At 69.4% G+C, this 26,938-nt stretch carries 28 protein-coding genes; 17 read left to right on the forward strand and 11 right to left on the reverse strand.

Annotation, left to right across the window (positions count from 1 at the left end):
• Positions 1-83: 83 nt before the first annotated feature.
• Entirely contained in the window at positions 84-1,859 is a 1,776-nt protein-coding gene (locus ACTWQD_RS11490) for a long-chain-fatty-acid--CoA ligase (protein ID WP_443196255.1), read from the forward strand.
• Positions 1,860-1,923: 64 nt separating this feature from the next.
• On the opposite strand, the gene ACTWQD_RS11495 is transcribed toward ACTWQD_RS11490, so the two are convergent.
• Positions 1,924-2,430 (reverse strand): TspO/MBR family protein, encoded by a 507-nt coding sequence (locus tag ACTWQD_RS11495; protein ID WP_443196256.1) that lies wholly within the window; start codon positions 2,428-2,430, stop codon positions 1,924-1,926.
• Entirely contained in the window at positions 2,427-3,254 is an 828-nt protein-coding gene (locus tag ACTWQD_RS11500) for a dienelactone hydrolase family protein (RefSeq protein WP_443196257.1), read from the reverse strand. Before ACTWQD_RS11500 ends, ACTWQD_RS11495 begins: the two co-directional genes overlap by 4 nt.
• Before the next feature lie 258 nt (positions 3,255-3,512).
• Between ACTWQD_RS11500 and ACTWQD_RS11505 the strand changes: the two genes are divergently transcribed.
• Complete coding sequence (locus ACTWQD_RS11505; protein ID WP_443196258.1) at positions 3,513-5,864, forward strand: FdhF/YdeP family oxidoreductase; 2,352 nt, start codon at positions 3,513-3,515, stop codon at positions 5,862-5,864.
• Between the two features lie 180 nt (positions 5,865-6,044).
• On the opposite strand, the gene ACTWQD_RS11510 is transcribed toward ACTWQD_RS11505, so the two are convergent.
• A complete protein-coding gene (locus ACTWQD_RS11510; protein ID WP_443196259.1) occupies positions 6,045-6,362 on the reverse strand; it encodes a DUF6457 domain-containing protein in 318 nt (105 codons plus the stop codon).
• Positions 6,363-6,483: 121 nt separating this feature from the next.
• Entirely contained in the window at positions 6,484-7,464 is a 981-nt protein-coding gene (locus ACTWQD_RS11515) for a LysR family transcriptional regulator (protein ID WP_443196260.1), read from the reverse strand.
• Positions 7,465-7,584: 120 nt separating this feature from the next.
• Between ACTWQD_RS11515 and ACTWQD_RS11520 the strand changes: the two genes are divergently transcribed.
• From ACTWQD_RS11520 to ACTWQD_RS11565, 10 genes are all read left to right on the forward strand, one after another.
• The gene (locus ACTWQD_RS11520; protein WP_443196261.1) at positions 7,585-8,475 is read left to right on the forward strand and encodes an FAD binding domain-containing protein; all 891 of its coding nucleotides are present in this window, start codon (positions 7,585-7,587) and stop codon (positions 8,473-8,475) included.
• Positions 8,476-8,479: 4 nt separating this feature from the next.
• Positions 8,480-9,040 (forward strand): (2Fe-2S)-binding protein, encoded by a 561-nt coding sequence (locus ACTWQD_RS11525; RefSeq protein ID WP_443196262.1) that lies wholly within the window; start codon positions 8,480-8,482, stop codon positions 9,038-9,040.
• Positions 9,037-11,430, forward strand: a complete 2,394-nt coding sequence (locus ACTWQD_RS11530) for an aerobic carbon-monoxide dehydrogenase large subunit (protein WP_443196263.1) — start codon at positions 9,037-9,039, stop codon at positions 11,428-11,430. The genes ACTWQD_RS11525 and ACTWQD_RS11530 overlap by 4 nt, the downstream gene beginning before the upstream one ends.
• A gap of 1 nt (position 11,431) precedes the next feature.
• On the forward strand, positions 11,432-12,379 hold the full coding sequence (locus ACTWQD_RS11535; protein WP_443196264.1) for an XdhC family protein: 948 nt from the start codon (positions 11,432-11,434) through the stop codon (positions 12,377-12,379).
• The gene (locus ACTWQD_RS11540) at positions 12,363-13,013 is read left to right on the forward strand and encodes a nucleotidyltransferase family protein (protein ID WP_443196265.1); all 651 of its coding nucleotides are present in this window, start codon (positions 12,363-12,365) and stop codon (positions 13,011-13,013) included. Before ACTWQD_RS11535 ends, ACTWQD_RS11540 begins: the two co-directional genes overlap by 17 nt.
• A complete protein-coding gene (locus ACTWQD_RS11545) occupies positions 13,010-13,933 on the forward strand; it encodes an AAA family ATPase (protein WP_443196266.1) in 924 nt (307 codons plus the stop codon). The genes ACTWQD_RS11540 and ACTWQD_RS11545 overlap by 4 nt, the downstream gene beginning before the upstream one ends.
• A 7-nt stretch (positions 13,934-13,940) precedes the next feature.
• Positions 13,941-15,206 (forward strand): vWA domain-containing protein, encoded by a 1,266-nt coding sequence (locus ACTWQD_RS11550; RefSeq protein WP_443196267.1) that lies wholly within the window; start codon positions 13,941-13,943, stop codon positions 15,204-15,206.
• Positions 15,197-16,048, forward strand: a complete 852-nt coding sequence (locus tag ACTWQD_RS11555; RefSeq protein WP_443196268.1) for an SRPBCC family protein — start codon at positions 15,197-15,199, stop codon at positions 16,046-16,048. Before ACTWQD_RS11550 ends, ACTWQD_RS11555 begins: the two co-directional genes overlap by 10 nt.
• On the forward strand, positions 16,041-17,168 hold the full coding sequence (locus tag ACTWQD_RS11560) for an XdhC family protein (protein ID WP_443196269.1): 1,128 nt from the start codon (positions 16,041-16,043) through the stop codon (positions 17,166-17,168). Before ACTWQD_RS11555 ends, ACTWQD_RS11560 begins: the two co-directional genes overlap by 8 nt.
• 94 nt (positions 17,169-17,262) lie before the next feature.
• Positions 17,263-17,883 carry an L-threonylcarbamoyladenylate synthase gene (locus ACTWQD_RS11565; RefSeq protein ID WP_443196270.1) on the forward strand — a complete coding sequence of 207 codons (621 nt, stop codon included), beginning with the start codon at positions 17,263-17,265 and terminating at the stop codon, positions 17,881-17,883.
• Between the two features lie 15 nt (positions 17,884-17,898).
• On the opposite strand, the gene ACTWQD_RS11570 is transcribed toward ACTWQD_RS11565, so the two are convergent.
• From ACTWQD_RS11570 to ACTWQD_RS11585, 4 genes are all read right to left on the reverse strand, one after another.
• Entirely contained in the window at positions 17,899-18,195 is a 297-nt protein-coding gene (locus ACTWQD_RS11570; RefSeq protein ID WP_443196271.1) for a hypothetical protein, read from the reverse strand.
• Positions 18,196-18,412: 217 nt separating this feature from the next.
• A complete protein-coding gene (locus ACTWQD_RS11575; protein WP_443196272.1) occupies positions 18,413-18,568 on the reverse strand; it encodes a hypothetical protein in 156 nt (51 codons plus the stop codon).
• A gap of 1 nt (position 18,569) precedes the next feature.
• On the reverse strand, positions 18,570-19,043 hold the full coding sequence (locus tag ACTWQD_RS11580) for a DUF6325 family protein (protein WP_443196273.1): 474 nt from the start codon (positions 19,041-19,043) through the stop codon (positions 18,570-18,572).
• Positions 19,044-19,167: 124 nt separating this feature from the next.
• Positions 19,168-20,241: a DNA polymerase IV gene (locus ACTWQD_RS11585; protein ID WP_443196274.1), complete on the reverse strand. Its 1,074-nt coding sequence runs from the start codon at positions 20,239-20,241 to the stop codon at positions 19,168-19,170.
• Positions 20,242-20,414: 173 nt separating this feature from the next.
• Here ACTWQD_RS11585 and ACTWQD_RS11590 point away from each other — a divergent pair, with 173 nt between their 5' ends.
• Both ACTWQD_RS11590 and ACTWQD_RS11595 read left to right on the forward strand, forming a co-directional pair.
• A complete protein-coding gene (locus ACTWQD_RS11590) occupies positions 20,415-20,846 on the forward strand; it encodes a LexA family protein (RefSeq protein WP_443196275.1) in 432 nt (143 codons plus the stop codon).
• Positions 20,839-22,176 carry a Y-family DNA polymerase gene (locus tag ACTWQD_RS11595; RefSeq protein WP_443196276.1) on the forward strand — a complete coding sequence of 446 codons (1,338 nt, stop codon included), beginning with the start codon at positions 20,839-20,841 and terminating at the stop codon, positions 22,174-22,176. The genes ACTWQD_RS11590 and ACTWQD_RS11595 overlap by 8 nt, the downstream gene beginning before the upstream one ends.
• A 7-nt stretch (positions 22,177-22,183) precedes the next feature.
• On the opposite strand, the gene ACTWQD_RS11600 is transcribed toward ACTWQD_RS11595, so the two are convergent.
• Positions 22,184-23,107 (reverse strand): AfsR/SARP family transcriptional regulator, encoded by a 924-nt coding sequence (locus ACTWQD_RS11600; RefSeq protein ID WP_443196277.1) that lies wholly within the window; start codon positions 23,105-23,107, stop codon positions 22,184-22,186.
• A gap of 723 nt (positions 23,108-23,830) precedes the next feature.
• Here ACTWQD_RS11600 and ACTWQD_RS11605 point away from each other — a divergent pair.
• On the forward strand, positions 23,831-24,328 hold the full coding sequence (locus tag ACTWQD_RS11605; protein WP_443196278.1) for an HtaA domain-containing protein: 498 nt from the start codon (positions 23,831-23,833) through the stop codon (positions 24,326-24,328).
• 33 nt (positions 24,329-24,361) lie between these two features.
• Here the strand turns inward: ACTWQD_RS11605 and ACTWQD_RS11610 are convergent, their stop codons facing one another.
• Positions 24,362-24,640, reverse strand: coding sequence for a hypothetical protein (locus ACTWQD_RS11610; RefSeq protein WP_443196279.1), 279 nt, complete (start codon positions 24,638-24,640; stop codon positions 24,362-24,364).
• 224 nt (positions 24,641-24,864) lie between these two features.
• Between ACTWQD_RS11610 and ACTWQD_RS11615 the strand changes: the two genes are divergently transcribed.
• Complete coding sequence (locus tag ACTWQD_RS11615; RefSeq protein WP_443196280.1) at positions 24,865-25,167, forward strand: DUF4193 domain-containing protein; 303 nt, start codon at positions 24,865-24,867, stop codon at positions 25,165-25,167.
• A gap of 22 nt (positions 25,168-25,189) precedes the next feature.
• Here the strand turns inward: ACTWQD_RS11615 and ACTWQD_RS11620 are convergent, their stop codons facing one another.
• Positions 25,190-26,188: a pirin family protein gene (locus ACTWQD_RS11620; protein WP_443196281.1), complete on the reverse strand. Its 999-nt coding sequence runs from the start codon at positions 26,186-26,188 to the stop codon at positions 25,190-25,192.
• 70 nt (positions 26,189-26,258) lie between these two features.
• Between ACTWQD_RS11620 and ACTWQD_RS11625 the strand changes: the two genes are divergently transcribed.
• Positions 26,259-26,930, forward strand: coding sequence for an alpha/beta hydrolase family protein (locus tag ACTWQD_RS11625; protein ID WP_443196282.1), 672 nt, complete (start codon positions 26,259-26,261; stop codon positions 26,928-26,930).
• Positions 26,931-26,938 lie beyond the last annotated feature (8 nt).

Here is a 26,938-nt window from a genome sequence, read left to right on the forward strand (position 1 = left end):
CACCCGCCCCGGCACCGGTAGGCTTTTCCGGCGGGCTGTTTGGCCGGCGACCACCCTGCGGATTCCAGCGGCAAGGACTGACAATGAAGAAGAAATCCACGCGGACAGCGGTCAGCGCAACCTCCGCCACCCCGGCGTCCGGCGGCTGGGCTGACCGGCCGTGGACCCGGTCCTACGGGCCGGGGGTCCCGGCCAGCCCGGCCCTGCCCGAGGGCTCGCTGGTGGACCTCATGGACCGCTCCGTGCGCCGCTACGGGTCGAAGACCGCGCTGGAATTCTTCGGCGCCCGCACCAGCTACCGCGAGCTGGGGACCCAGATCAGCCGGGCCGCAGCCGGCCTGCAGAAGCTCGGCCTCAAGGCGGGCGACAGGGTGGCCCTCGTCATGCCGAACTGTCCCCAGCACGTGGTGGCCTTCCATGCGGCCCTGCGGCTCGGCGCCGTGGTGGTCGAACACAATCCGCTGTATACCGACCGGGAACTGCGCCACCAGTTCGAGGACCACGGGGCCGTCGTCGCGATCGTCTGGGACAAGGCGGTGGAGCGGGTCCGGCAGCTGCCGGCCGACGTCGGGCTCCGCACCATCGTGTCGGTCGGGCTGATCCCCGAGATGCCGCTGGCGCAGCGGCTGGCTTTGCGGCTTCCCGTGCCGGCGGCCCGGAAGGCCCGCGGCGCCCTGACCGTCGGCAAAGGCGAACCGCACGGCGGCCCGGCCCCCGCGGTGCGCCCGGTGCTGCCGTGGCGGGACCTCCTCGAAGCCGGAGAGCTCAGGAAAAAGCACCCGCGTCCGGCGGCGTCCGACCTCGCCGTCCTGCAGTACACCTCCGGCACCACGGGCCTGCCCAAGGCCGCCATGCTCAGCCACGCGAACCTGCAGGCCAACGCCGCCCAGGGCAGGGCCTGGGTGCCGGGGCTCCAGGACGGCCGGGAAACTGTGTACGCGGTGCTGCCGATGTTCCACGCTTACGGGCTGACCCTGTGCATGACGTTCGCCCTGAGCATCGGCGCGAAACTGGTGCTCTTCCCCAAGTTCGACGTCGATCTGGTGCTGAAGGCGATGAGGAAATCCCCGGCGACTTTCCTCCCGGCCGTGCCGCCCATCTACGACCGGATCGCCGCCGCGGCGGCGGAGCGGGGCATCGGGCTCGGGAGCATCCGGTTCTCCATCTCCGGCGCGATGAACCTGCCGGTGTCCACCGTGGAAACGTGGGAGAAAGCCACGGGAGGCTATCTGATCGAGGGCTACGGCCTGACCGAAACGTCCCCCATCGCGATCGGCAACCCTTTCGGCCCCACCCGCAAGCCGGGCACCGTCGGCGTGCCGTTCCCGCTGACCGACATCCGGGTGGTGGACCCGAAGAACACCGCGCTGGACCGGGCGCCGGGCGACGAGGGGGAACTCCTGATCCGCGGGCCCCAGGTGTTCGCCGGCTACTGGAACCGTCCGGAGGAGACAGAGGATGCGCTGCTCGACGGCGGCTGGTTCCGGACCGGGGACATCGTGTCCGTGGACGACGACTACTTCGTGACGATCCGGGACCGGATCAAGGAGCTGATCATCACGGGAGGCTTTAACGTCTCACCGAGTGAGGTGGAGGACGTTCTCGCCACATTCGCCGGCGTTTCGGAAGTCTCGGTGGTCGGGCTGCCCCGCCCCGGCGGCGGCGAGGACGTGGTGGCTGCCGTTGTGCCGATCCCGGGAACCACCCTCGACCCGGACCAGCTCCTGGCGTTCGCCCGGAAGAACCTCACCGCCTACAAGGTGCCTCGCAGGGTGGTGGTGCTGGATTCCCTGCCCCGCTCGCTCATCGGCAAGGTCCTCCGCCGCGAAATCCGCGACACACTGGTGGCCGGGGGCTGACCGGGGCTTACCGGTCGGGGCCCCGCCGTCCTACCGCCCGCCGCGTCCTACCGCCCGCCGCGTCCTATCGCCCGCTGCCGGGATTGAGCCTGGCGATTGCCGTTGACAACACGGTGGCGAAGCCGCACCAGAGCGCGTACGGGGCAAGGGCGGCTCCGGCGCCGCGGTTCAGGCGGTACGTCCGCCGCACCAGGTCCGCGCTGCTCGCCGTGAGGAGGGCGCACTCCGCGGCGGCCAGCCACGGCCGGCGGGCGCGCCAGAAGAGCCAGCTCCATCCCGCGTTTAGCACCAGATTGGCGGCCAGGGCGCCCCGGTACGCGGCAATTTGCCCGGCCCGTGCCCCGTCGCCGCCGGCTTCATCGGCAGAACCGCTGTCCAGGGCGGCGGCGGAACTCACCGCCAGGTCCGCGTAGAGCGCCGTCCACACCACGGGGAACGCCAAGGTGGGCGGCTGCCAGTCCGGTTTACGCAGCCTCCGGTACCAGTGGCTCTCCGGATCCGTGGCAACGCCGCCGGCAGCAGCCGTGGCCGCCGTCGCCGCGGCCGTCCATAGGACTGTGGTCAGTTTCATTCCTGCTCCTTCGTTTCCGTCGCCGCGGCCTCCGGCCGCAGGCGCTCGCCGATAAATTCGATGGTCCGGTCCAGCGCTGCCCGGGTCGGGTGCCCCGGGGTGTCAACAAGGTCAACGGTGAGGACGCAGTGCGCGGACTGGGCAATGCCAAACGGATTGCCCGGCGATGAGTCGATCTCGATGCTCTCGAATTGCCCGCCGAATTCACGCCGCATCGTGGCAAACCGCTCCGCCGGGCACGCCCGGTCGTTGCTGAAGCGCAGGCCGAGCAGCCGGAGGCCCTGGTTGGCCCGGGCCTTGACCTGCGCCAGTTCCGCCGCGTCGAGCCCGACGGCGGCCCGCCGCCGGGCCGTCAGGCCGGCCGGCAGCGCGGGCTGGCTCATGACCGGCGCCAGTACCGCCGTTTCCAGGGCCATCGCGAGGGCGAAGCTGCCCGTCATGCACATGCCGATGGCGCCCACCCCCGGGCCGCCGCATTCCCGGTGCGCGCTGGCGGCCAGGGCGCGCAGCCAGCTGGTGGCCGGGCTGCTCCGGTTCGCCAGCACGGAGAATTCGCGGGAGATGCAGATCCTGGCGATCGACTTCGCGATGGCACGGCCGCCCGCCGCTTCGCCGGGTTTCCCGAACATCGAGGGGAGGTACACGGTATAGCCCCTGGTGATCAGGCGGCGCGCAAGATCCAACACCCCGGGATGGATGCCCGGCACCTCGTGGATGAGCACCACGGCCGGGCCCGCCCCGGCCCGGTAGACCTGATGGCGGATGCCGCCGTGGCTGAAGTCCGACTCTGTGAAGCCTTCCAGCGTTTCCCGCTGCTCCGGCATGGCTACCCCCTGGATTCCGGGACGGCGTCAGGTTTGTCTGTGTCCAACCCTGTGGGTCCGATCCTGTGGGCCCGATCCTGTGGGCCCACTCCGGCCGCCGCGCGTACCGCACATGCTACGGAACGGCGGCGCCGCCGTCGACAGATTCCTTGCGGACCCCGGGTCCAGCTGATAGGCCTGAGATGGGCCAAAAGGTAGGGTGCTTGGTAAGAGGACGCGCCGGCCCGAGCGGGCGGCGGTTGACGAAGGGAAGTTCACGTGACGCGCAAGAATCCCCAGGTCGAGGAAAACGACGAGAAGGACCTCGTGGTCGGCGACGGCCCGAAGGACTGGGCCGCCGGCATTCCCGGTGTGCTGCACTCCATGAAGCCTGCGATCGAGCACATGGGCCTGAACCGCACCCGCAAGACCGTGTTGGCCATGAACCAGAAACGCGGTTTCGACTGCCCCAGCTGCGCGTGGCCGGACCCGAGCCACCGCAAGGCGTTCGAGTTCTGCGAAAACGGCGCGAAGGCCGTCACCTGGGAAGCAACGCCCGTGGTGATCCCCAGCGAATTCTGGGCCGAGCATTCCGTGAGCGAACTGCGGAAACACTCCGAGTACTGGCTGGGCATGCAGGGCCGGCTCACGGAGCCGGTGCACAAGCCGGCCGGGGAGGACCACTACAAGCCCATTTCGTGGCCTGACGCTATCCGGATCATCGCGGACAAGCTCAAGGGCCTGGACTCTCCTGACGAGGCCGCCTTCTACACCAGCGGCCGCACGTCCAACGAGGCTGCCTTCCTGTACCAGCTGATGGTCCGCGGCTACGGCACGAACAACCTGCCGGACTGCTCCAACATGTGCCACGAATCCTCCGGCTGGGCGATGGGCCAGACCATCGGCATCGGCAAGGCAACCGTCAACTTCGATGACTACGCCCGCGCGGACCTCATCATCATCATGGGCCAGAACCCCGGCACCAACCATCCGCGCATGCTGACCGAACTCGAGGCGTGCAAGGAGAACGGCGGCGAAATCGTTGCCGTCAATCCCCTGCCGGAGACCGGGCTGCGCCGCTACAAGAACCCGCAGAAGGTCAAGGGCATCGTCGGCCACGGCACACAGATCGCGGACCAGTTCCTGCATATCCGCATCGGCGGAGACATGGCGCTGCTGCAGGCCCTGTCCAAGCGCGTCCTCGACGCCGAGTCCCGGAACCCGGGCACCGTGCTGGACCACGCGTTCCTCGAAGAGCACTGCGAGGGCCTGGAGGACCTGAAGGAACACCTCAGCCTGCTGGACGAGGATGCCGTTCTCGAGGCCACCGGCCTGCGGGCCGAGGAAATCGATGAGCTCGCCGCCCGCTACCTGAAGGCCGACAGGGTCATCATCACCTGGGCCATGGGCATCACGCAGCAGAAAAAGGGCGTGGCCACCATCAAGGAGATCATCAACCTGCTCCTGCTGCGCGGAAACATTGGCAAGCCCGGCGCCGGCGCGTCCCCCATCCGGGGACACAGCAACGTCCAGGGCGACCGGACCATGGGTATCTGGGAGCAGATGCCGCAGTCGTTCATGGACGCCCTGGGCGATGAGTTCGGCTTCGAGCCCCCGCGCGAACACGGCGTGGACGCTGTGGAAACCATCAACAGGATGCGCGACGGCGGCATCAAGGCTTTTGTGGCCCTCGGCGGCAACTTTGTAGGCGCGATCTCGGACACGAACGCGGCCGAAGCGGCCATGGAGAACACGGAATTGTCAGTGCAGATCTCCACGAAGCTCAACCGGTCCCACACGGTGACCGGCGCGGAAGCACTGATCCTGCCCACCATGGGCCGGAGCGAGATCGACATCCAGGAATCGGGGCCGCAGTTCGTCTCCGTCGAGGACACCGTCTGCGCCGTGCACCCCTCCTGGGGCAGCGTTGAACCGGTCTCCCACCATCTGCTCTCCGAACCGGCGATCGTCAGCCGGCTCGGCAAAGCGGTGGTCGGGGATAAGGTCAAGGCCGACTGGGACGGGTACGAGAAGAATTACGACCTCATCCGCGACCACATTTCGCGGGTGGTGGGCGGCTGCGAAAACTATAACGAGCGCATCCGGCAGGAGGGCGGCTTCATTCTGGCCAACGGGCCGCGGGATTCCCGCACCTTCCCCACCCCCACCGGAAAGGCCGTGCTCACCGTCAACCAGCTGGAGCGGGTGGAGCGGCCGGAGGGAACGCTGATCCTGCAGAGCATGCGCTCGCACGACCAGTTCAACACCACCATTTACGGCCACAATGACCGTTACCGTGGCATCAAGAAGGGCCGCCACGTGGTGTTCGTCAACCCCGAGGACATTGCTGAACTGGGGCTGTCGGACGGGATGTTCGTGGACATCCGGGGCGAGTACCAGGACGGCGAGGAACGTATGCTCCGCAAGTTCCGGGTGGTCTCCTACCCCACCGCGCGCGGCTGCGCGGCCGCCTACTACCCGGAAGCCAACGTGCTGGTGCCACTGAACCACACTGCAGAGGGCAGCAACACCCCGGTGTCCAAGGCAGTGATCGTGCGGCTGGAACCCAGCGCGGACCAGACCCCCGACAGCTCGGCCAACCTCGCATCCAGCCCGGCACGGACAAGCTAAACCCTTGTAACCCGGAACCGGGCGGCAAGGCCCCGGATCCCCAGGGGGCATGCCCGGTCCTGACGGCGGCCGGTGGACATAATGCCACTATGTCCGGTCCCGGGCACAAAGGAAGGGCATGTCCCGCGGAGCCGGTAGAAGCTCCACGGGACATGCCCATTCTTTGCTCGCGCGGCGGGACTACTGGGCGCGCTTGGCCCAGCCCTTTTCGTCGGGGCCGCCGGATTCGCCCTGCTCGCACAGCTCCAGCACCTTGTTCGACGCCGCCAGCACCGCCTCATGCGTGCTTTTCCGCCCCTCGGTGGACGCGGTACCCGCGGCGTAGCCAACAATGAACGCACTGATGGCATCCGCATGCGGCCCCACGGCCTTCAGCGACTCGTCCGCGACCTGCACGATCTTTTCGTGGTCCATTTCGAGGTCAAGGATCTGCAGCGCCTGGATCAGGCGTGCGCTCCAGTGCCGCAGCGCGCTGTCTTCGTCCCGGGGCAAAGTCATGGTGTCTCCTCTTCGTAGCGGTGCATCTGGCGATGTCCTGTCCCCCAAGGGTTAGCACCGTCACCTCCGATCCGCAACGCGACACAGGGGAATCAGCCCGCGCCGCCGGCAACAGGGCGGTTCAGCTCCACAGCGCGACGTGGAACTTCGATCCGCGGCGCTCAAGGCCACGTGAGCCGCCGGGGGCGACCATCGCCGAGGTGGCGTCGGCCGTGCCCGCGAACCGCTGCAGCGTCCGGGCCATGGAAGTGGTCCGGCGGTGGTCCAGCGTGGTGGCCCACCACAGGCCGGTGACCGGGGTGCCGGCGACGGGCAGCCGGGCAAGGACCCCGCTCTGGAGTTCGGTCCGGACAATGTGGCCAAGGGCCAGCATGATGCCCTCCCCTGCCCGCACCGCCGCCAGGGCCTCGGTCTCGCTGCTCAGCCGGATGATGTCCGGCATCAATCCTGCCGATGCCAGCCAGCGGCCTTCCTCCGAGCTGCCCTGGATCCCCGCTGGCCCGGCAAACCAGGGCCGGTCCAGCAGCCGGGCGGCTGGCACCGGGCCGGGCAGCCGGGCCAGTGGATGCCCGGCCGCCGCCACCACAACCCGCTGGTAGCGCAGGAACGCGACGCTCTCCAGCCCGCGCTCTGCCACCCCGTTCCCGGCCGGCGCCGCCGGCCGGGCGCCGAGGGCGATGTCGTACGCCCGTTCCTGCAGGAGCGAGGCAAGGTCCTCCGCGGACTCGACCACCACATCCACCGCCGCCCCGGGGACGCGCTTGGTGAAGAGGTCCAGCAGCCGGCCCGCCGCATGTTCGGCAAAAGGCGCCGTCGAAGCGATCTTCAGCCGGCCGGCGTCGTTCGTGGCGTTGGAGACTTCCCAGCGGGCCTGGTCCGCCAGCCCCACAATGTCCTGGGCGTAGTCGGCCAGCGCCCGGCCGCCCGGGGTCAGCGCGATGCCGCCCGCGGCGCGCACGAACAAAGGGTCACCAAGGTCCTGGCGGAGCGCCGTCAGGGCCGCGGACACTGCCGGTTCGCTGACCCCGAGGCTCTCCGCGGCAGCGTGCAGCGACCCCAGCCGGGCGACCAGGGCGAACGTGCGGAGCTGGCTCAGCGTCATCGGCACAGCGTCATAACCTTTCGCTTATGTCGATATTGACACTCCGTATCAGGCGGGGCAACACTTGCCGCACACCGGTGCTGCGCGACGTTGCCAGCGCCCTGGAGTGAGGTGGGGACTATGCAGATTCCGGCTCCTTTCGACTACGTGCGGGCCACATCGGTGGACAACGCGCTGGAGCTCCTCTCCCGGCACGGGCCGGAGTCGCGGGTGGTCGCCGGGGGCCACAGCCTCCTGCCGATGATGAAGCTCCGGCTCTCCCGGCCCGAGTGGCTGATCGACATCAACGACCTGTACGAACTCGATTTCATCCTGCGCGACGGCGGCAAACTGCGCATCGGCGCCCTGACCCGCCACACCACCCTCCTGGAGTCGGAGGAGGTCGCGGCCCTCTTCCCCATCGTCCGGGACGCCGAAGCTGTGATCGCCGATCCGGTCGTCCGGAACCGGGGCACCATCGGAGGGTCGCTGTGCCAGGCGGACCCGGCCGAGGACCTGTCCACGGTCTGCGATGTGCTGGGGGCCGAAGCCGTGATCCGGGGGCCGGCCGGCGAGCGCACGCTGGCGATGGCCGATTTCCACCGCGGCCCCTACGAGACGGCGGTGGGCCAGGACGAACTGCTGTGTGAGGTCCGGGTCCCCATCCGGCCGCGTTCCGGCAGCGCGTACGCCAAGGTCGAGCGCCGGGTGGGCGACTGGGCGGTGGGGGCCGCCGGCGCGGCCGTCACCCTCGCGGAGGACGGCAGCATTGCCGATGCCGCCGTCGGACTGACTGCCCTGGGTCTTGACCACACTGTTCCGGGGACTGCGGAACTGCTCCGCGGCCAGCAGCCCCGGGAGGACCTGTTCGTGGAAGCCGGACGGCTCGCCGCGGACGCCTGCGACCCTGTGGCCGACCAGCGCGGCCCGATTGACTACAAGCGGCACCTCGCCGACGAACTCACCCGGCGGGTCCTGCGACAGGCCTGTGCCCGCGCCGCCCAGGCAACCGCCCAGAAGCAGGAAGGCTGAAGAGATGCAGATCAGCATGACCGTCAACGGCAACGACGTCACCTCGGAGATTGAACCCCGTGTGCTCCTGGTCCACTACATCCGCGAGGTCCTCGGCCTGACCGGCACCCACTGGGGCTGCGACACAAGCAACTGCGGGACGTGTGTGGTCCTCCTGGACGGCCAGCCGGTGAAGTCCTGCACCGTGCTCGCGGCCATGGCCGCCGGGCACGATGTCCGCACGGTCGAAGGCCTGGCCAGCGGAGGCACGCTGGATCCGGTCCAGCAGGGCTTTATGGAGGAACACGGTCTGCAGTGCGGGTTCTGCACCCCCGGCATGATGCTGACCGCGCGGGCCCTGCTCGACAAGAACCCGCATCCGGACGCCACCGAGATCCGGCAGGCCATTTCCGGCCAGATCTGCCGGTGCACCGGGTACGCCACGATTGTCCGCTCCGTGCAGTGGGCCGCCGCCCATCCGGCGGGCGGCGACAGCGACGCCGCGGCGGACGAGGTTCTCGACGGAACGGACACCGTCATCACAGACATCCCAGCGGAAACGCATGACGCGGAGGTGAAGGCATGACCGTCATCCACGACCGGCCCGGCAACCCGGCGGCCGGCGACGAGGACCGCCCGATCGGCTTCGGCCGGATCCAGCGGAAAGAGGACCCGCGCTTCGTCCGCGGGAAAGGCAACTACCTCGACGACATCGTGCTGCCCGGCATGCTGCACGGCGCCATCCTGCGGGCCCCCGTAGCGCACGCCCGGCTCGTCTCCATCGACACCACCAACGCGCTCGCCCACCCCAAGGTCCACGCCGTCATCACCGGCAAGGACCTCCTGGGGCTCAAGCTCGCCTGGGCGCCGACCCTCTCCGCGGATGTCCAGGCCGTCCTGGTGACCGACAAGGTGCGCTTCCAGGGCCAGGAAGTCGCGTTTGTGGTGGCGGAGGACCGCTACGCCGCCCGCGACGCACTGGAACTGATCGACGTCGAGTACGACGTCCTGCCCCCGGTCATTGACGCCCGGAAGGCCCTCGACCCCGATGCCCCCGTGATCCGCGACGAGATCGAGGGCCGCACGGACAACCACATCTTCGACTGGGATATGGGCGCCAAAGCCGAAACCGAGGCGGTCTTCGCGAGCGCCGACGTCGTCGTCTCCCAGGAAATGGTGTACCCGCGCGTGCACCCGGCCCCCATGGAGACGTGCGGTGCGATTGCCGACTTCGACGCCGTCGACGGCAAACTGACCCTGTACGAGACCACGCAGGCACCCCACGCGCACCGGACGCTGTTCGCGATCGTCGCCGGGATCCCGGAACACAAGATCCGCGTGGTCTCCCCGGACATCGGCGGCGGCTTCGGCAACAAGGTGGGCATCTACCCCGGCTACATCCTCGCCGTCGTCGGCTCGATCGTCACCGGGAAACCGGTCAAATGGGTGGAGGACCGCTCCGAGAACCTGATGTCCACCTCCTTCGCCCGCGACTACATCATGCAGGGCGAGATCGCGGCCACCAGGGACGGCAAAATCCTCGCGCTGCGCACCAACGTGCTGGCCGACCACGGCGCGTTCAACGCCACCGCCCAGCCCACCAAGAACCCCGCCGGATTCTTCTCCATCTTCACCGGCAGCTACGACCTGAAGGCCGCATACTGCAGCGTCACCGGCGTCTACACGAACAAGGCGCCGGGCGGGGTGGCCTATGCCTGTTCCTTCCGCGTCACCGAAGCGGTGTACCTCGTGGAGCGGATGGTGGACATCCTGGCCCGCAAGCTGGAGATGGACCCGGCCGAACTGCGGCTGAAGAACTTCATTAAGCCCGAGCAGTTCCCCTACGCCAACAAGACCGGCTGGGTCTACGACTCCGGCAACTACGAACCGGCCATGCGGCTGTCCATGCAGCTGGCCGGCTACGACGACCTCCGCCGCGAGCAAAAGGAAAAGCGGGAGCGCGGCGAACTGATGGGGATCGGCATCTCCTTCTTCACCGAGACCGTGGGCGCAGGCCCCCGCAAGCACTTCGACATTGTGGGCCTCGGCATGGCCGACGGCGCCGAACTGCGGGTCCATCCCACCGGCAAGGCCGTGGTCCGTCTCTCGGTGCAAAGCCAGGGCCAGGGCCACGAGACCACCTTCGCGCAGATTGTCGCCGAGGAACTCGGCATCCCGCCGGAGGACATCGACGTCGTCCACGGCGACACGGACCAGACGCCGTTCGGCCTGGGCACGTACGGCAGCCGTTCGACGCCGGTGAGCGGCGGCGCCGTCGCGCTCGTCGCCCGGAAGGTGCGGGAGAAGGCGAAGCTGATCGCGGCGGCCATGCTGGAAACCCGGCCGGAGGACCTCGAGTGGGAAAAGGGCCGCTGGTACGTCAAGGGCGATCCCAGCGCAGGGAAGACCATCTCGGAAATCGCCATGGCCGCCCACGGCACCATGACGCTGCCGGAAGGGGTCGACGGCAACCTCGACGCGGAGGTGACCTACGACCCGCCGAACCTGACGTTTCCCTTCGGCGCGTACATCTGCGTGGTCGACGTCGATCCGGGCACCGGGCACGTCAAGGTGCGCCGCTTCATCGCGGTGGACGACTGCGGCACCCGGATCAACCCGATGATCATCGAAGGCCAGGTGCATGGCGGGCTGACCGACGGCGTCGGGATGGCCCTCATGGAGATCATCGAGTTCGACGCGGACGGCAACTGCCTGGGCGGGTCCTTTATGGACTACCTGATCCCCACCGCCATGGAAGTCCCGGACTGGGAGACCGGCTTCACGGTCACCCCGTCGCCGCACCATCCCATCGGGGCCAAGGGCATCGGCGAGTCGGCCACGGTCGGCTCACCGCCGGCGATCGTGAACGCCGTCGTCGACGCGCTGGCGCCCTTCGGGGTGGTGCACATGGACATGCCCTGCACCCCGGCCCGGGTCTGGGCGGCCATGCAGGGCCGGGCAAGGCCACCGATCTGACATGGCGCCGACCGGAGAATCCCTCGCGGCCCTGGCCGATGACCTGGCCTCCCGCCGCGAGCCGTTCGTGCACGCCACCGTGGTCCGCGCCCAGCGCCCCACCAGCGCCCACGCCGGCGACACCGCCCTGGTGCTGGCCGGCGGCGACATCCGGGGCTTCGTCGGCGGAAACTGCGTCGAGTCCTCGGTGCGGGAGTACAGCCTGCAGGTCCTCGCATCCCAGGAGCCGCTGCTGCTGCGGGTGGTGCCCGGTGAACCGTCCCGGAGCGCCGGGGAAGGCGCGGTGGAAGTGTCCAACCCCTGCCTGAGCGGCGGGGCGATCGACATTTTCCTCCAGCCGCGCGTTCCGGCGCCGCGGGTGCTGGTGGTGGGCACCACGCCCGTGGCGCAGGCCCTCGGGACGCTCGGCGCCGGTGTGGGCCTGGCCATGGAACTCACCGACGGGGACTCCGCAAAACCCCGGCCGGATGATGCCGCGCTGATCGTGGCGTCCCACGGCAAGGCCGAGGAGACCGCGCTGGAGGCGGCCCTCCGCGCCGGAGTGCCGTACGTCGCGCTGGTGGCCAGCGGAACCCGGGGCGCCGCGGTGCTGGAATCCCTCGACGTCGACCCGGCGCAGCGCTCGCGGGTGTTCACCCCGGCCGGGCTGCCGCTGGGTGCCCGCACCCCCGGGGAGATCGCGCTGTCCATTCTGGCGCAGCTGGTCCAGGAGAGGGCCAAAGCCCGGCCCACCACCCCGCTGCCAGTGCCGTCGCCCGTGCCCGCGGCAGCGCGTCCTCCGGCGGAGGATGCCCCGGCGACGGCGACCGACCCCGTCTGCGGCATGACGGTCACCACAGGGGAATCCGCCCTGCAGCTCGAGCACAACGGAGTTACCGTGTACTTCTGTTGCCCCGGCTGCCGCGCCGCCTTCCGCAAAGATCCGGAGCGCTATGCCCTCACTCCCTGAACATCCGCCCGCGCAGCACGGGACGGCAGGGCTGATCCTGGCGGCCGGGGCCTCGTGGCGCCTCGGCCGGCCCAAGCAGCTCCTCCCCTACGGGCGGGGCGTGCTCCTCGATGCCGTGCTGGCGACCGCCCGGGACTGCGGCTTCGACCAGACGGTACTGGCCCTCGGGGGCTCGGCCGCGAAGGTGCAGCGCACGGTCGACACCACCGGCTGCGACATCGTGCTCAATCCGGACTTCGGCGAGGGCTGTTCCTCCTCGATCGCCGCAGGCATCGCCGCGCTCCACCCGGACACGGACGCCGTCGTCCTTCTGCTCGGGGACCAGCCGGAAGTCCGGGCGGCCACCGCTCGGGCGCTGGCGGAGCTGCTGTTCGCGGCAGGCGCCGACGCCGGCCAAGGCGCACCCGGCATCGCCGTCTGCCGGTATGACGACGGCGTCGGGCACCCGCTCGCGTTCACCCGGCGGATGTTTCCGGAGCTGGCCGCCCTGCACGGCGACAAGGCGGTCTGGAGGTTGCTGGCGCAGCGGGCGGGCGACGTCGTCGAACTCCCCGTGCCGGGAACCGTGCCCCTGGACGTGGACACGGACGAGGACTACCGCCGGATCCTGGCCGCGCTGGAGGGGGCCCAGTGAGCACAGCGGCGCGCATCGGCGCGGAGGAGGACGTCCGGCGGCGGATTCCCGACGTCGACACCCTGGTCTCGGCGCTGGAGCGCAACGACTACCTTGCCGACGTCGGACTGGCCACAGCCCTGTTCCTGGCGGTCCGGCTGCCGCAGCCCATCCTGCTCGAAGGCGAGGCGGGCGTGGGCAAGACCGAGGCGGCGAAGGCCCTGGCCGGACTGCTGGACACGCCCCTGTACCGGCTGCAGTGCTACGAGGGAATCGACGCCGGCGAGGCCCTCTATGAGTGGAACCATCAGCGGCAGCTGCTCGGGATCCGGCTGGCGGAAGTGCGTGACGCCGCGGTCACCGAAACGGACCTCTTCGCCCCGGAGTACCTGCTCCGCCGGCCGCTGCTGCAGGCCATCGAGCATCCCGGCCCGCGCCCGGCGGTCCTCCTGCTGGATGAGATCGACCGCGCCGACGCCGAATTCGAGGCGTTCACCTTCGAACTGCTGGCCGAGGCCGCGGTGACCATTCCGGAACTGGGCACCATCCGCGCCACCCACCCTCCGATCGTGATCCTGACGTCCAACCGCACCAGGGACCTGCACGACGCCCTGACCCGGCGGTGCCTCTACCACTGGATCGACTACCCCGGCCCGGAACGGATCGCCGAAATCGTCCGCCGCAAGGTGCCGGCCAGCAGCGGCCCGCTCGCGCTGCAGGCCGCCGCAGTGATCACCAAGCTGCGCACCCTGGACCTTGCCAAGCCGCCCGGGATCTCCGAGGCCATCGACTGGGTGTCGGCGCTCGCCGTGCTGGGCATCAAACGCATCGACGCCGCGACGGCGGAGGCGACCCTCGGCTCGATCGTCAAGAACCGGGACGACCTGGAACTGGTCGGCGCCCGCGGGGCCGGCTGGCTCGTCGCCGGCACGGACGGGTGAGGCGCTGATGGCCGGGACCCAGCGCACCCGGGCCGCGGCCGTCCCGGAGGTGAAGGCGGCCGCCTTGTCTGCGGCGTTCGTCACGGCCCTCCGCCGGGCCGGGCTGACCTGCTCGCCGGACCGGGCCGTGCGGCTGGCCGAGGCTCTCCGCCTGGTCCCGCCCTCGGACGTCGGGAAGCTCTACTGGGCGTCCCGCGTGGTGCTGGTGTCCGCGCGCGACCAGCTGCCGGTGTTCGACTCCGTCTTCGCCGCGGTCTTCCGCGGCGGCTTCGACCCCGCCGCACCGCACCCAGCCGCTGCGGCACCTGGGTCCCCTCCAGCCGTCCAGGCGGACGCCCGCACCCGCCCGTCCCCGGCCGAGGACCGCGCCCCCGGACGGGCTCCCGCGCACCCCCGGACCACGCCGGCGGTTGCCTCCGCCGGAGCGGACAGCAGCGGGGACCACACCCCCGGGCGGGAAGCCGTACTGGCCATGGCATCCCCCGAGGAACGGCTGCACGCGACCTCGTTCGCACAGCTCACCGGCGAGGAAGTCCTGGAAATCCGGCGGCTGGCTGCCCGGCTGCTGCTCGCCACACCAACGCGCCGCAGCCGCCGCACCCGCAAATCTGCCCACAGCAGCGCCCGGCTGGACGTCCGGGCCACGGTCCGCGCCGCCCGGCGTTCAGGCAGCGACACCACCCGGCTGCTGTATGCCCGGCGCCGCGAGCAGCGCCGCAAACTGGTGCTGCTGTGCGATGTGTCCGGTTCGATGGAACCGTACGCGCGGATCTTCGTCGCACTGTTGCAGGGCGCCGTGGCCACCGCCGGCGCCGAGGCCTTTGTGTTCTCCACCCGGCTGACCCGCCTGACCCGGCAGCTGGCGCTGCGCGACCCGGACGAGGCCCTGGCCCGGGCAGCCGACGCCGCGCCGGACTGGTCCGGCGGGACCCGGATCGCGGACAGCATCCGGCGCTTTGTCGACGAACACGGCCGCCGCGGGCTGGCACGGGGAGCGGTGGTGGTGATCTTCTCGGACGGCTGGGCGCAGGAGGATCCTGGCAACGTCGCGGCGCAGATGGCCCGGCTGCGCCGCCTGGCGCACACCATCATCTGGGTCAATCCGCGCAAAGCCGCACCCGGGTACCAGCCGCTGGCCGGCGGCATGGCGGCGGCCCTGCCGTTCTGCGACACATTCGTGAGCGGGCACAGCTATGCGGCGCTTGCTGAAGTGGCGGCCGCAATCCGCGGCGGCGGGACATCACTGAAAGAAAGAGGGAACTCATGCAGATAGACAGCGCTTTTTCGGTGGTCGCACCGATCGACACCGTCTGGGACACCATCATGGACTTCGAACGCGTGGCCGGCTGCGTCCCGGGCGCCAAGATCCTGAACAAGCTTTCCGACGACGCCTACCAGGTGGGGATGACGGTCAAGCTGGGCCCCGTGAACATGCAGTACAAGGGGCTGCTCAACGTCATCGAGCGCAACGCCGCCGACCACCGCGCCGTCCTCGGCGGCAAAGCCCAGGAAACCCGCGGGCAGGGCACGGCGGAAGCCACGGTGACCCTGCAGCTGGCGGAGGAGGCCGGCGGCACCACCCGCGGAACCGTCAGTGCCGACCTCTCCCTGTCCGGCAAGGCCGCCGCCATGGGCAAAGGCGTGATCGGCAGCGTGACCGAGCAGATGATGGCCCTGTTTGCACAGAGCCTGCAGGCCATGATCGCTTCCCCTGGCACGGGGGAAGGAGCCGCCGCGGGGGGAGGACCGGGCGCGGGAGGAGGACCGGAAACAGCCGTGCCGGAGCCTGTGCCGGCGTCGGAGGCTGCCGCAGCGCAGGCCGCGTCGGCCAAGGTGGCCGCACCAACTCCCCCGGCGCCGGCCGCGGAACTGCCGGGCGTGCCGCCGGCGGCTGTGCCCGCGCCTGCAGTGGCCCGTACTGCGGGCCCGGCCGCCCCCGCGGGCAGCCTGGATGCCCTCAGCCTCGCAAAGTCAATGGCAGCGGAGCAGTTGGCCAGCCCCGGGAAAGTCCTGGCGCTTGTGGCCGTGGTGGCCTGCGTGTCCTACTGGGCGGGCCGGCACTCCGCGTTCCGGCTGGTGCGGGCCGTCGGGAGGCTGAAGACCGACCGTGCGTGACGTCCTGGCAGCCCTGATGCCGGGCTGGCGGAAGGGTGACACCGCCGGTCTGGCCACCGTGGTGGACACCTTCAAGTCAGCCCCGCGGCTCCCCGGCGCGTCCATGCTGGTCACGGCCGGCGGGGAAGCGGTGGGTTCGGTCTCCGGCGGCTGCGTCGAAGGCGCCGTGTTCGAGCTGGCCACCCAGGTCAAGGCGGACGGCACGCCCGTCCTGGTGCGCTACGGCATCAGCGACGACGATGCGTTCGCCGTCGGGCTGACCTGCGGCGGGATCATCGACATTTTCGTGGAACCCGTCTCGAAGCGGAGCTTCGCCGAACTCGACGCCGTCCGGGCGGATATCGACGGCGGGCACCGCGTGGGGGTGGCCACGGTCATTGAACACCCGGACAGCAGCTGGCTGGGCAGGCACCTGGTGGTGCGGCCGGACGGCTTCGAGGGGAACCTCGGGTCGGAGCGGGCCAACCATGCCGTGGGCGATGACACCCAGGGACTCCTGGCCGCCGGGCGCTCAGGCATCCTGGGCTACGGCCCCGACGGGGAGCGGCTGGACGAGGGCATGCGGGTCTTCTTCGCCAGCTACGCCCCGCCGCCGCGGATGCTGGTCTTCGGCGCCATCGACTTCGCCTCCGCGCTCGCCCGGCTCGGCACCTTCCTGGGGTACCGGGTCACGGTGTGCGACGCGCGGGCCGTTTTCGCCACGTCCGCCCGCTTTCCCGACGCGGCTGAAGTGGTCAACGCCTGGCCGCACCGCTATCTGGCCGAGCAGGAGGAACAGGGCCTGGTGGACGAACGCACTGTCATGTGCGTCCTCACCCACGATCCGAAATTCGACATCCCGCTGCTGGAGGTGGCCCTCCGGGGCCGGCCGGTCGCCTTCATCGGGGCCATGGGATCGCGCCGGACGCATGCAGACCGCATCTCCAGGTTGCGCCAGGCCGGGCTGGGCGACGAGGAGCTGGCGCGGCTGCACAGCCCCGTGGGCCTCGATCTGGGGGCCCGGACCCCGGAGGAGACGGCGGTGTCCATCGCCGCGGAATTCATCGCCAAGCAGTGGAGCGGCAGCGGGGAGCCGCTGCGGCACCTCGACGAGCGCATCCACCACGACGAGCAGCACTGACCGCCGCCGCTGACCGGGCCGCCCGTGGTCAGCCACGAGGCCCTGCGCCGGCCGCCTGGGGCTCCTGTACCGCCGTCGGGCGTAAGCTCGTCCCATGGCGAGATATTTCGACGTTCACCCTGACAATCCCCAGCCGCGCTCCATCAGCCAGGCGGTGGAAATCCTCCGTTCCGGCGGGCTGATCGCCTATCCCACCGATTCCTGCTACGCGCTGGGGGCGCAGCTCGGGAACAAGGAGGCCCTGGACCGGATCCGGGCCATCCGCCAGCTCGACAGCAAGCACCACTTCACCCTGGTCTGCAAGGACTTCGCGCAGCTGGGCCAGTTCGTGCAGATCGACAATGACGTGTTCCGCAGCATCAAGGCCGTGACCCCGGGGAGCTACACGTTTATCCTGCCGGCCACCAAAGAGGTTCCCAAGCGGCTCCTGCACCCGAAGAAGAAGACGGTGGGCGTGCGGATCCCGGACAACAAGGTGGTCCAGGCCCTGCTGGCAGAGCTCGGCGAACCGCTGCTCTCCAGCACGCTGCTGCTGCCGGATGAGGAAGAGCCGCTGACGCAGGGCTGGGAGATCAAGGAACGGCTGGAGCACGTGGTGGACGCCGTGATCGACTCCGGTGACTGCGGCGCGGAACCCACCACCGTGGTGGACTACTCCAGCGGGACCGCGGAGGTCGTCCGGCGCGGCATGGGAGACCCGGCGCGGTTCGAATAGCCCTGCCCGGTGCCGCTACGCGGACGCAGTCCCTGCCTCGGCAGCACGGGACGCCCGGTTCCGCAGCCAGCGCCGGGTCAGGTCCGCCACGGCCAGGAGCCCTGCCAGGGGCGTGAGCACGGCCGCGGCGTAGACGAAGAGCAGCCAGCTGAGCGTGGTCAGCAGCGTCTGGTGGTCGCTCAGGAGGGACAGCCCGCCGAAGAACCCGAGACCCCAAAACAGCACCACGCCGGCCAGCACGGCCGCGGCGGGAAAGTACTCGTTCCTGACGGTACGTTTCACGGTGTTCTGCAGAATCATCAAGGTTTTCATGGCCCCTCCTCACGCCGGGCGGTGGGAAGAATCCGCCGGGGTCATTCCAAGTATGGGGTCCGCCGCGCGCTCATTTTGCCCGAAAACCCGGCACGTGACCAAGCTAACACCGCGGTGCCCAACGGCGGACTACGGCCGCACGAAGCAGGTGCGCCTGATCCGGAAAGAATCAAGCGCACCTGCGTGGACCGGGAGCCGGCCCTGTCGTGAAACGGTGTCAGTCGCGGCGGTCGCGGCGGTCTTCCCGCCGGTCTCCGCGGTCGTCCCGCCGGTCGTCCCGCCGGTCGTGCCGACGGTTGATCCCGTGGGCGACGACGATTGCTCCGCCGACGGCGGCGGCGGTCCTGCGCCTGCGTCGTGCTGCCAGTGGCATGTCAGGCTCCTTCCTTCGTTGCTTCGGGTGACTCGGCATCGGCGTCGGCCTGGAAGGCGGCGATGACGGCCTGGGTGGGTATCCTGCCGCTGGCCACGAGCTGTCCGCCGGCTTTGCGGATGGCCGCGCCGAACGGGGCAGCCCATTGGTTCTCCCAAACAAGAACCGCGGCGGAGTGGCCGGGCTCGATCGTCTCGGCCAGGTCCATGACGTCCTGTTCGGAGAGCACCATGGCCAGTTCGGCCTCGGCCATGCGAATCTCGCCGAGTTGGCTCTCGTCGAGGTCGGAGATTTCCGCGGTCTCAAGCGTGCCGTCCTCGGTCTTCCGCAGGAACACCATGTCGAGCACCCTGATGAGGTCACGCTGGACCAGGTCCGCCAGGAACGGGGCGATCTGGCCGTTGCCGAAGTTCGGCCCGGGGAACTCCACAACGAGCCAGTCCACCGGCCCTAGTTCGTCCACTGTCTCAGCCATGCTGGTGGCCTCCGTTCTGGTTGGTTTTGAGGCGGCCGGACGGACCGCCGCAGTCCCATCTTGCGTCCGCGGTGCGGCGCGGCGCCTCACCCGCTCCGGGTGACCTCAGGCGGCCCGGTCGCCGTCACCACCCGCCGCGCGTTGGCGTGTGCCCCTTGCGGGCATCGTCGGGCATTGCCATTTCGGCCCTCAGACCCAAGAGCCGGACCGGACGGTCCGCCTCGATCCCGGCTGCGAGGTCCACTGCCCGTGCGAGGATCTCATCCCGGTCGAAGGTCCCGGGAATCTTCCGTGCGTGGGTCCTGGTGATAAACGGCGCATACCGGACCTTCAGGGTCAGCCCGATGACGGGCCGCCCTTCAGCGGCAACATCCTCAAGGACACGCGCTGCCAGCTCCCGCACGGCGTCATCCACCTGGCCGGGCTCGGTCAGGTCCCGCTGAAAGGTGGTCTCGCGGCTGTGCCCGCGGGCAACCCACGGGGTGTCGTCCACAACACTGGCGCCGTCCCCGCGTCCCAGTTCCGCGTACCAAGGCCCCATTTTGGGGCCGAACTCCGGCACCAGGCCCTGGGGATCGGCCGCGGCGAGCTCGGCGACGGTGTTAATGCCGAGCTTGGCCAGGCGGGCCGACACCCGCGTTCCGACACCCCACAAATCCTTGGTGGGCCGGCCGCCCATGACCTCAAGCCAGTTCGCGGCCGTGAGGCGGGAGACGCCGGCCGGCTTGCCGAAACCGGTGGCGTTCTTGGCCCGGACCAGGGTGTCGCCGATGCCCACGCTGCAGTGCAGCTGCGTCCGTTCCAGGACGGCGGCCTGCATCTGCCGGGCATAGGCTTCCGGGTTCTCTGCCTCAACGCCGACAAAGGCCTCATCCCAGCCCAGCACCTGCACGGTGGCGCCCGGCTGCGAGCGCAGGACGGCCATCACTGTCTCAGACGCCGCCAGGTAGGCCTCCTGGTCGACGGGCAGGATCACAGCGTCGGGCACTTTCCGGGCCGCAATGCGCAGGGGCATGCCGGAACCGACGCCGAATGCCCTCGCCTCGTACGATGCGGTTGACACCACCGCGCGTTCCGTGGGGTCCCCCCGACCGCCGACGATGACCGGCTTGCCCGCCAGTTCCGGCCGCCGGAGCACCTCGACCGCCGCGATGAACTGGTCGAGATCCACGTGCAGCACCCACCGGATTCCGCTCACGCCACCAGTCTGCCCCAAACGCCCCCGGCAGGCATCAGTCTGCCGGATGTCCGGGCTCAGGACTACACTGGACGTATCGAATATATGTTCGAATATCGCGGGTATGTTGTTGCGGTGCTTTATCGCGGCGTGGAGTTGCGGCGTGGAGTTGCGCTGTGTTGTGGAGGTGGGTTGTGGGCGTCATCATCGGGCCCCGTGTGATCGACGCGGGCACTTCCCTTCTGTCGGTCCTGATCTCTCCGGTCCCGGTTGCCGCCGGCTACCCGTCCCCCGCGCAGGACTACTTCGACGGCCGCATCGACCTCAATGCGCACCTCATCAAGGACATCACCAGCACCTACGTCGTGCGGGTTTCCGGGGACTCCATGGACGGCGCCGGGATCAGCGACGGCGACGAGCTGATTGTGAACCGGGCGCTCGAGCCACGCGACGGCTGCGTCGTCGTCGCGGTCCTCGACGGGGAGCTCACCGTCAAGCGGCTGAGCCTCACGGCGTCGGGCGTGGTGCTGCGGGCGGAGAACCCCCGCTACCCGGACATCAGGGTGCCTGACCTGTCGGACCTCGTCATTTGGGGCGTTGCAACCCGCTGCCTGCACCATGTCTAGGACAGCGCGTTCCAGGACACCGCAGTCCGGGCCAACGCACTCCAGGGCCATCGCCGGTCCGGGCAGCATCGCGCTCGTCGACGTCAACTGTTTCTACGCCAGCGCTGAACGCGCCTTCGACCCTGCCCTGGAAGGCCGCCCCCTGGTGGTGCTCTCCAACAACGACGGCTGCGCCGTCACCCGCTCCCCCGAGGCAAAGGCACTCGGCATCCCCCTCGGCGAACCGTGGTTCAAGCTCGCACCGAGGGCGAAAGAATGGGGCCTGGTGGCCCGTTCCAGCAACTACGAGCTCTACGGTGACATCAGCGCCCGGGTGATGGAACTCCTGGGCCGCTACTCGGCATGGCTGGAGATGTACAGCATCGATGAGGCGTTCCTCGGCGTCAAAGGCACCCCGGAGGAACTGCAGCGGCAGGGCTTCGCCATGAAGACCGCCGTGCGCCGGAACATTGGAGTCCCCGTCTGCGTGGGCATTGCCGGCACCAAGACCCTGGCCAAGCTGGCAAACAAGTGGGCCAAGCACAATCCGGCGTTCGACGGCGTCTGCCACTGGGACGCTGTGCCCGCCGGCCAGCGGGAGAAGCTGATGGCGGGATTGTCCGTCATCGAGCTCTGGGGCGTGGCTGCGCGGCTGACCAAACGGCTGAACGGGCAGGGAATCCACTCCGTCCTGGATCTGGCGCGGGCGGACCCCGTCCGGATCAGGGACCGCTTTTCGGTGGTGCTGATGCGGACCGTCTTGGAGCTCCAGGGGACTCCGTGCATCCCGTTGGAAGAAGAACGGATCGGCCGCGACCAGCTCATCTTCAGCCGTTCCTTCGCCGCCCCGATCACCACCGGCACCGCGCTCCGCCAGGTCCTCAGCGTCTACGCCCAGCAGGCCAGCGCACGGCTGGCGAAGCACGGGCTCCAGGCAAAGGTGCTGACGGCCTTCGCCGCCACGTCCGCCTATAACCCGCTGGGGAGCGTGTACCCCTCCGTGTGCGTCACCTTGCCGATGCCCACCGCCGACCCCGTCCTCCTGGCGCGGGCGGCCCACACCCTGCTCCCCCGGATTGACGACGGCGTCAGGTATGCCAAGGCCGGGATCATGGTGACCGATCTGCGTCCCGCCGGCCAACAGGCACCCTTGGCGGTCTTCGCGAACCCGCACGAGGAACGCGGCATCGGTCCGCTGCTGGAAGACATCAGCCGGCGCTACGGCCGCGGTTCCATCGGGCTGGGCCACGCCGGGCTCCGCAACGGCCCGGACTGGACCATGAAGCGCGGCATGATGTCCCCCCGGTACACCACGGACTGGACCGAGCTGCCGGTGGTCAAAGCCATGTGAACTGCGGTCAGACGGCGGCTGCCAGGGCCTGCTGCAGGAAGGCGTCGAGGACCTTGCCTGCGTTCTCCTGCATCCGCCGGGATTCCTCGGCGGCATGCTGCGTGCATTTGGGGCCGTGCAGGCGTTCGCCCAGGTAGAGGAGGGCGGCCAGGACTTCCGAGAGTTCGGTGTTTCCCTCGGCGCGCTGTCGCAGCAGCCTCAGGTGGGCGGCCTGCAGGGCGGGACCGGGAGTGCAGCCCAGGTCGCGGTCGAAGAGCCGGCGGCAGCGTTCGTAGGCGGCAAGCCCCTCCACCGGGAGGCCGGCCTGCTCGTACCCTGCGACCAGGATGGTCCAGGCACGTTCGTTCAGCGGCTCGGACTGGACTGCGGTCTGCGCCAGGGAAATGGTCAGCTCGGGCTTGTCGAGGAAGGCCGCGGTCTCGGCCGCAAGGATCTGGGCTGCGACCTTGTCCGCAGCGTGCCGGGCCCGCGCCTCTTCTGCCCAGTCGGCCACGAGTTCAAATCCCAGCAGGGGCTCGGCCGCCAGCTCCAAGGCCTCCATTGACAGGGCGTGGGCCTCGGCCGGGGCAGCGTGGCGGGCTGCGAGGAGCCGCTGGCGGAACGCCGAGAGGTCCAGTTCCACGAGCTGCGGGTCCAGCACGTAGCCGCTGTTCGCGGTGCGAAGCGGGCCGGTCTTGGTGTTGCCGGGCTGGATTGCCCTGCGGATGCCGCTGACGTAGCTCTCCAGGGTCGCCACGGCACCGCCGCTGGCCTGCGGTCCCCACAGGATCTCCACGAGCCGGGTCTTGGAAACAGGTGTCCCAAGATTCAGCAGCAGAATTTCCAGGATGTGCCGGGGCTTGCAGCCGCCCATGTCTGCGGCCGTCAGCACTGCGCCGTCGCGCCGGATTTCGAACGTTCCGAACAGCCGAACAGAAATCCCGGGCGTCATTCCACCCAATTTGTCCACGTTGGTCTCCGATTTCCCCATTTTTAACCTTTTTGCCTTTTCGGAGAGCCGGAAGAAATTAGATGAAGAACGCTCTGAGACTCTCTTCCCTCCGGCTTTCTAGGAAAACCGTGACACGCAAATCAGGGGCCAACAAGCAATGGAGCTACCCGATCCTTTACCGTGAGAAAACTCGGGTACACCCGGGATTGGCACCAAGTATTTGACACTGGCAATGTGAGTACCGGGGCCCGGGGGCAGGTATCGGCGCCGCTGTCCTGCAACGCCGCATCGAGTACGCACATCAGGGCCCCGACAGGACCAAACAGCGGCTGACGCGGGCATCGTCGCAGATCAGGCGCTGCCCGTACCCACAGGCCGGGCAGCAAGGGCAGCGGTCCGCCCTGTACGGCTGTGGCCGGCCAGGGCCGCGCGTTCGCAGCAGCCAGATGCAGGCCGGCCCGTGTGGACAGCCTGTTCCGCGGGCCCGCCCCGCCCGGGTAACGCCGCCGGATAATGCGTGTATTTCCCCCAGTGAATTTATACGACGCCGGCGTTCCGGCCCGTTTCCGGGCATGTTCGCCGGGCGCAATTCTGCCTGCCACTGCCCCTGGCCCTGACCCGGGGTGGATAACCGGATGTCACACTCACCGGCGGCAGTTCATCAGAGGGGCAATCCGCCGATATGCTCAGAGAGATCTGCTTTTCAGTCACAGGAGAACTTACGTGCACCCAGCGACCGCTTCCCCCGATCCGCTGCCCCCGCTGGGCCTGGGTTGGGCCATCAAGCGCAGCTTCCTGGACTACATCGGGAGCCTGCCGGACGGGTCCGTCTCAGCGACCGGCGGGGCGACCGTCTCCGCGACCTCCGGCTTCTGCTTCAGCTTTGAATCGTCCGACTACGACGCCGGCCGCGGCACCGGTGTGATCCGCTTCCGGGGGGACGTCCGGCTCGCCGGGCACCATGGCATGCTCCTGGTCCGGCTGCTGAACCCGTGGATCACCTTCACCAGCGGCAGCGGCGTGCTGAGCATCAGCACCGGCGACGGCCCGGACCGCACCGCCGTCGGCTTCCTCAGCCCTTCGACGCCCCGGCCCGTCGACGGGTCCCTGGTGTGGGAGCACGTCGGCGTGGTCATTTCTCCGGAGGGATCCGAGCTCTTCGACGGGCAGTACGCCGCCGGCCAGCCGATGGATCCGCTCACCATCCGGATTGCCAGCTAGGCCAGGTACCGGGGACCTGCAGCGCAGCGCCCGCTACGGCTCCCGCTGCGATTCGGGCACTTCGGGTACCGGGGACGAAGCACCGAACAGCCAGCCCGAGACGTCGCTGCGCAGGACAACGTGCGGTCCCCCGGTGGCACTCACGCTGCCCGTGGGAACGTAGTAGCCGCGTCCTGCGCCCGGGCCGCCGGCCGCACGGTCCAAGGCCTCCGTCAGGTGCCTGGGCAGGTGCCCCGACGGGCCGAGGGCCCGGAGTCCGTCAAATTCTTCCGGCGTCAGCCGCCCGAGCACTGTCGCGATGTCGGCCATCATGCTTCCCTTCTGGCGGAGGATGACTAAGGGACCAGCCTAGGCCGGGGCCGTGAACGGCACATTAAATCCCGACGACGGTTCCGGAACACCTGCCAGGCACCCGAAGCGTCGCCAGCAGCCGTCCCGTGTCACAGCCCATTTCCCCGCACCCAGCAAGTTCACGGTTAGATGCTGTACCGTTCAATCCCGGCAACCCTAGACCAACGGAATCGAGAATCAACCAGGTGGCAACCGACTACGACGAAGTCCGATCCGATGTTGCGGAATCACGCAACGCCTCGCTGGAGGCCGTCCGCTCCGCGAATGCGCCGGACGCCCGCAGCGTCATCCGTGAGCTTGATGAGGCGGACACCTCCGAAGGCGTCGAACTTCCGGGCGCCGACCTGTCCGGCGAGGAACTGACGGTCACCGTCATTCCGCAAAAGGACGACGAGTTCACGTGCTACTCGTGCTTCCTGGTCCGGCACCGCTCGCAGCTCGCCCGGGAGAAAGCCGGGCACTCGTACTGCGCCGACTGCCTGACCTAACCGGCGCTAAGCCCCCGCACTGTCAGCCCCGGGGGCGGAGCCTCGCGTTGGGAAGCGCGGGGGCGGGCAGCGGAGCCGGCTCGCCCGGCGGAAAGACGCCAAACCGAAGACCGTCCGCGCCCGCACCGGCGGCCGGGGCCGCGTCGCAGGCACCGATTTCTGCCTGCCATTCGGCCCGGAACCCCACGATCTCTTCGTGGCTGCGACCCACGAAGTTCCACCACATCACGATCTGCTCGCCTAAAGGTTCGCCGCCGATCAGGAGGATCCGCACGGGTTCGTCGCCGGCCGCCAGCGCCAGCGACGTGCGCCCGTCTGGCAGGTACGCGAGGTGGTCCTTGCCGACCGGACGCCCATCGACCATGAGGGTCCCGGCATCCACCAGCACCCCGTACTCAAAGGCCGGGTCCGTGTCTAGGTCCAGCGTGGCCCCGGCATCCAGCAGCAGTTCGGCGCCGAGCAGCGGCGTGTGGACGGTGACCGGCGAGCTGGCCCCGGCGAGGGAGCCCAGAAAGACCCGCAGGGTCCAGCCCCTGCCGGCCAGCGGCTCAGGGCGGAAATGCTCAAAAGTCGGTGCCATATGCCGGGCCCGGTCCGGGAGTGCCACCCACAGCTGTGCCCCGTGCAGCACCTGGGTTCCGGGCATGGAAAACTCCGAGTGGCTGATGCCGCGTCCGGCGGTCATCAGGTTCACTTCGCCCGGCCGCACGGCGGCGTGGAATCCGGCCGAATCCCGGTGCTCGATCTCTCCGGTGAACAGCCAGCTGACCGTCTGCAGCCCGGTGTGCGGGTGGCGCGGCACGCGCATCCCCGCGGTATCCCCCACCCGGTCCGGTCCGTAATGGTCCAGGAAGCACCATGCGCCGATCAGGCTTCGCTGGCGCTGCGGCAGCGTTCGCCGCACGCTCATGGCCCGTGGTCCGCCCAGGGGAACCTCGCGCGGCACTAGGATTTCGACGCCGGCGCACTCGACGTCGGCTCCGCACACGATCTCCTGGGGGGCCAGCTCCGTATTGCTCATGACCACAGCCTAGTCATCCGGCCTGTTCTCCCGCAGCACCTGCAGCTGCCGGAGGCGTCATGATGGTGGTATGACCACCCCCGAGTCGCCCCTCACCATCGCCGTCGGTGATTCCGCCGTTTCCGGCGCGTACGCCCGCCCCGACACACCGGCTGCCACTGTTGTGGTGGCCCACGGCGCCGGAACCGGCATGGAGCACCCGTTTTTGGCGGGCTTCACCCGCGCCCTGAATGACATGGGCATCGCCACGCTCCGCTTCAACTTCCCCTACCGGGAGGCCGGGCGGAAATTCCCGGACAGGCCGCCGGCCGCCGTCGCCGCCTGGCGCGCGGCGATGGCGGAAGCCGCCGCACGGTCCGGGGGTGAGCCGCTCTGGGCCGCGGGCAAGTCCTTCGGCGGGCGCATGGCCTCCATGGCTGTCGCCGAGGGGATGCCCGCGGCCGGGCTGGTGTACCTCGGCTACCCGCTCCATCCGCCGGGCAAGCCGGAGAAGCTGCGCGACGAGCACCTCTACGGGCTGACGCTGCCCATGCTTTTCCTGCAGGGCACCCGCGACCCGTTTGCCACGCCCGAACTCCTGGAAGCTGTGGTGGCCCGCATCGGACCATCCGCCAGCCTCGAATGGCGCGAGGGCGGCGGCCACACTTTCGACGTCGCGGGAACCAAGCGCAGCGCGGACGAAGTGGGCGCGTCGCTGGCGGGTCCAGCCGCTGCTTTCATCGCCGCCCACGCCTCCGGCTGAGGCGCCCG

The organism is Pseudarthrobacter sp. 1C304 (assembly GCF_052245515.1).
Classification (GTDB): Bacteria; Actinomycetota; Actinomycetes; order Actinomycetales; family Micrococcaceae; genus Arthrobacter.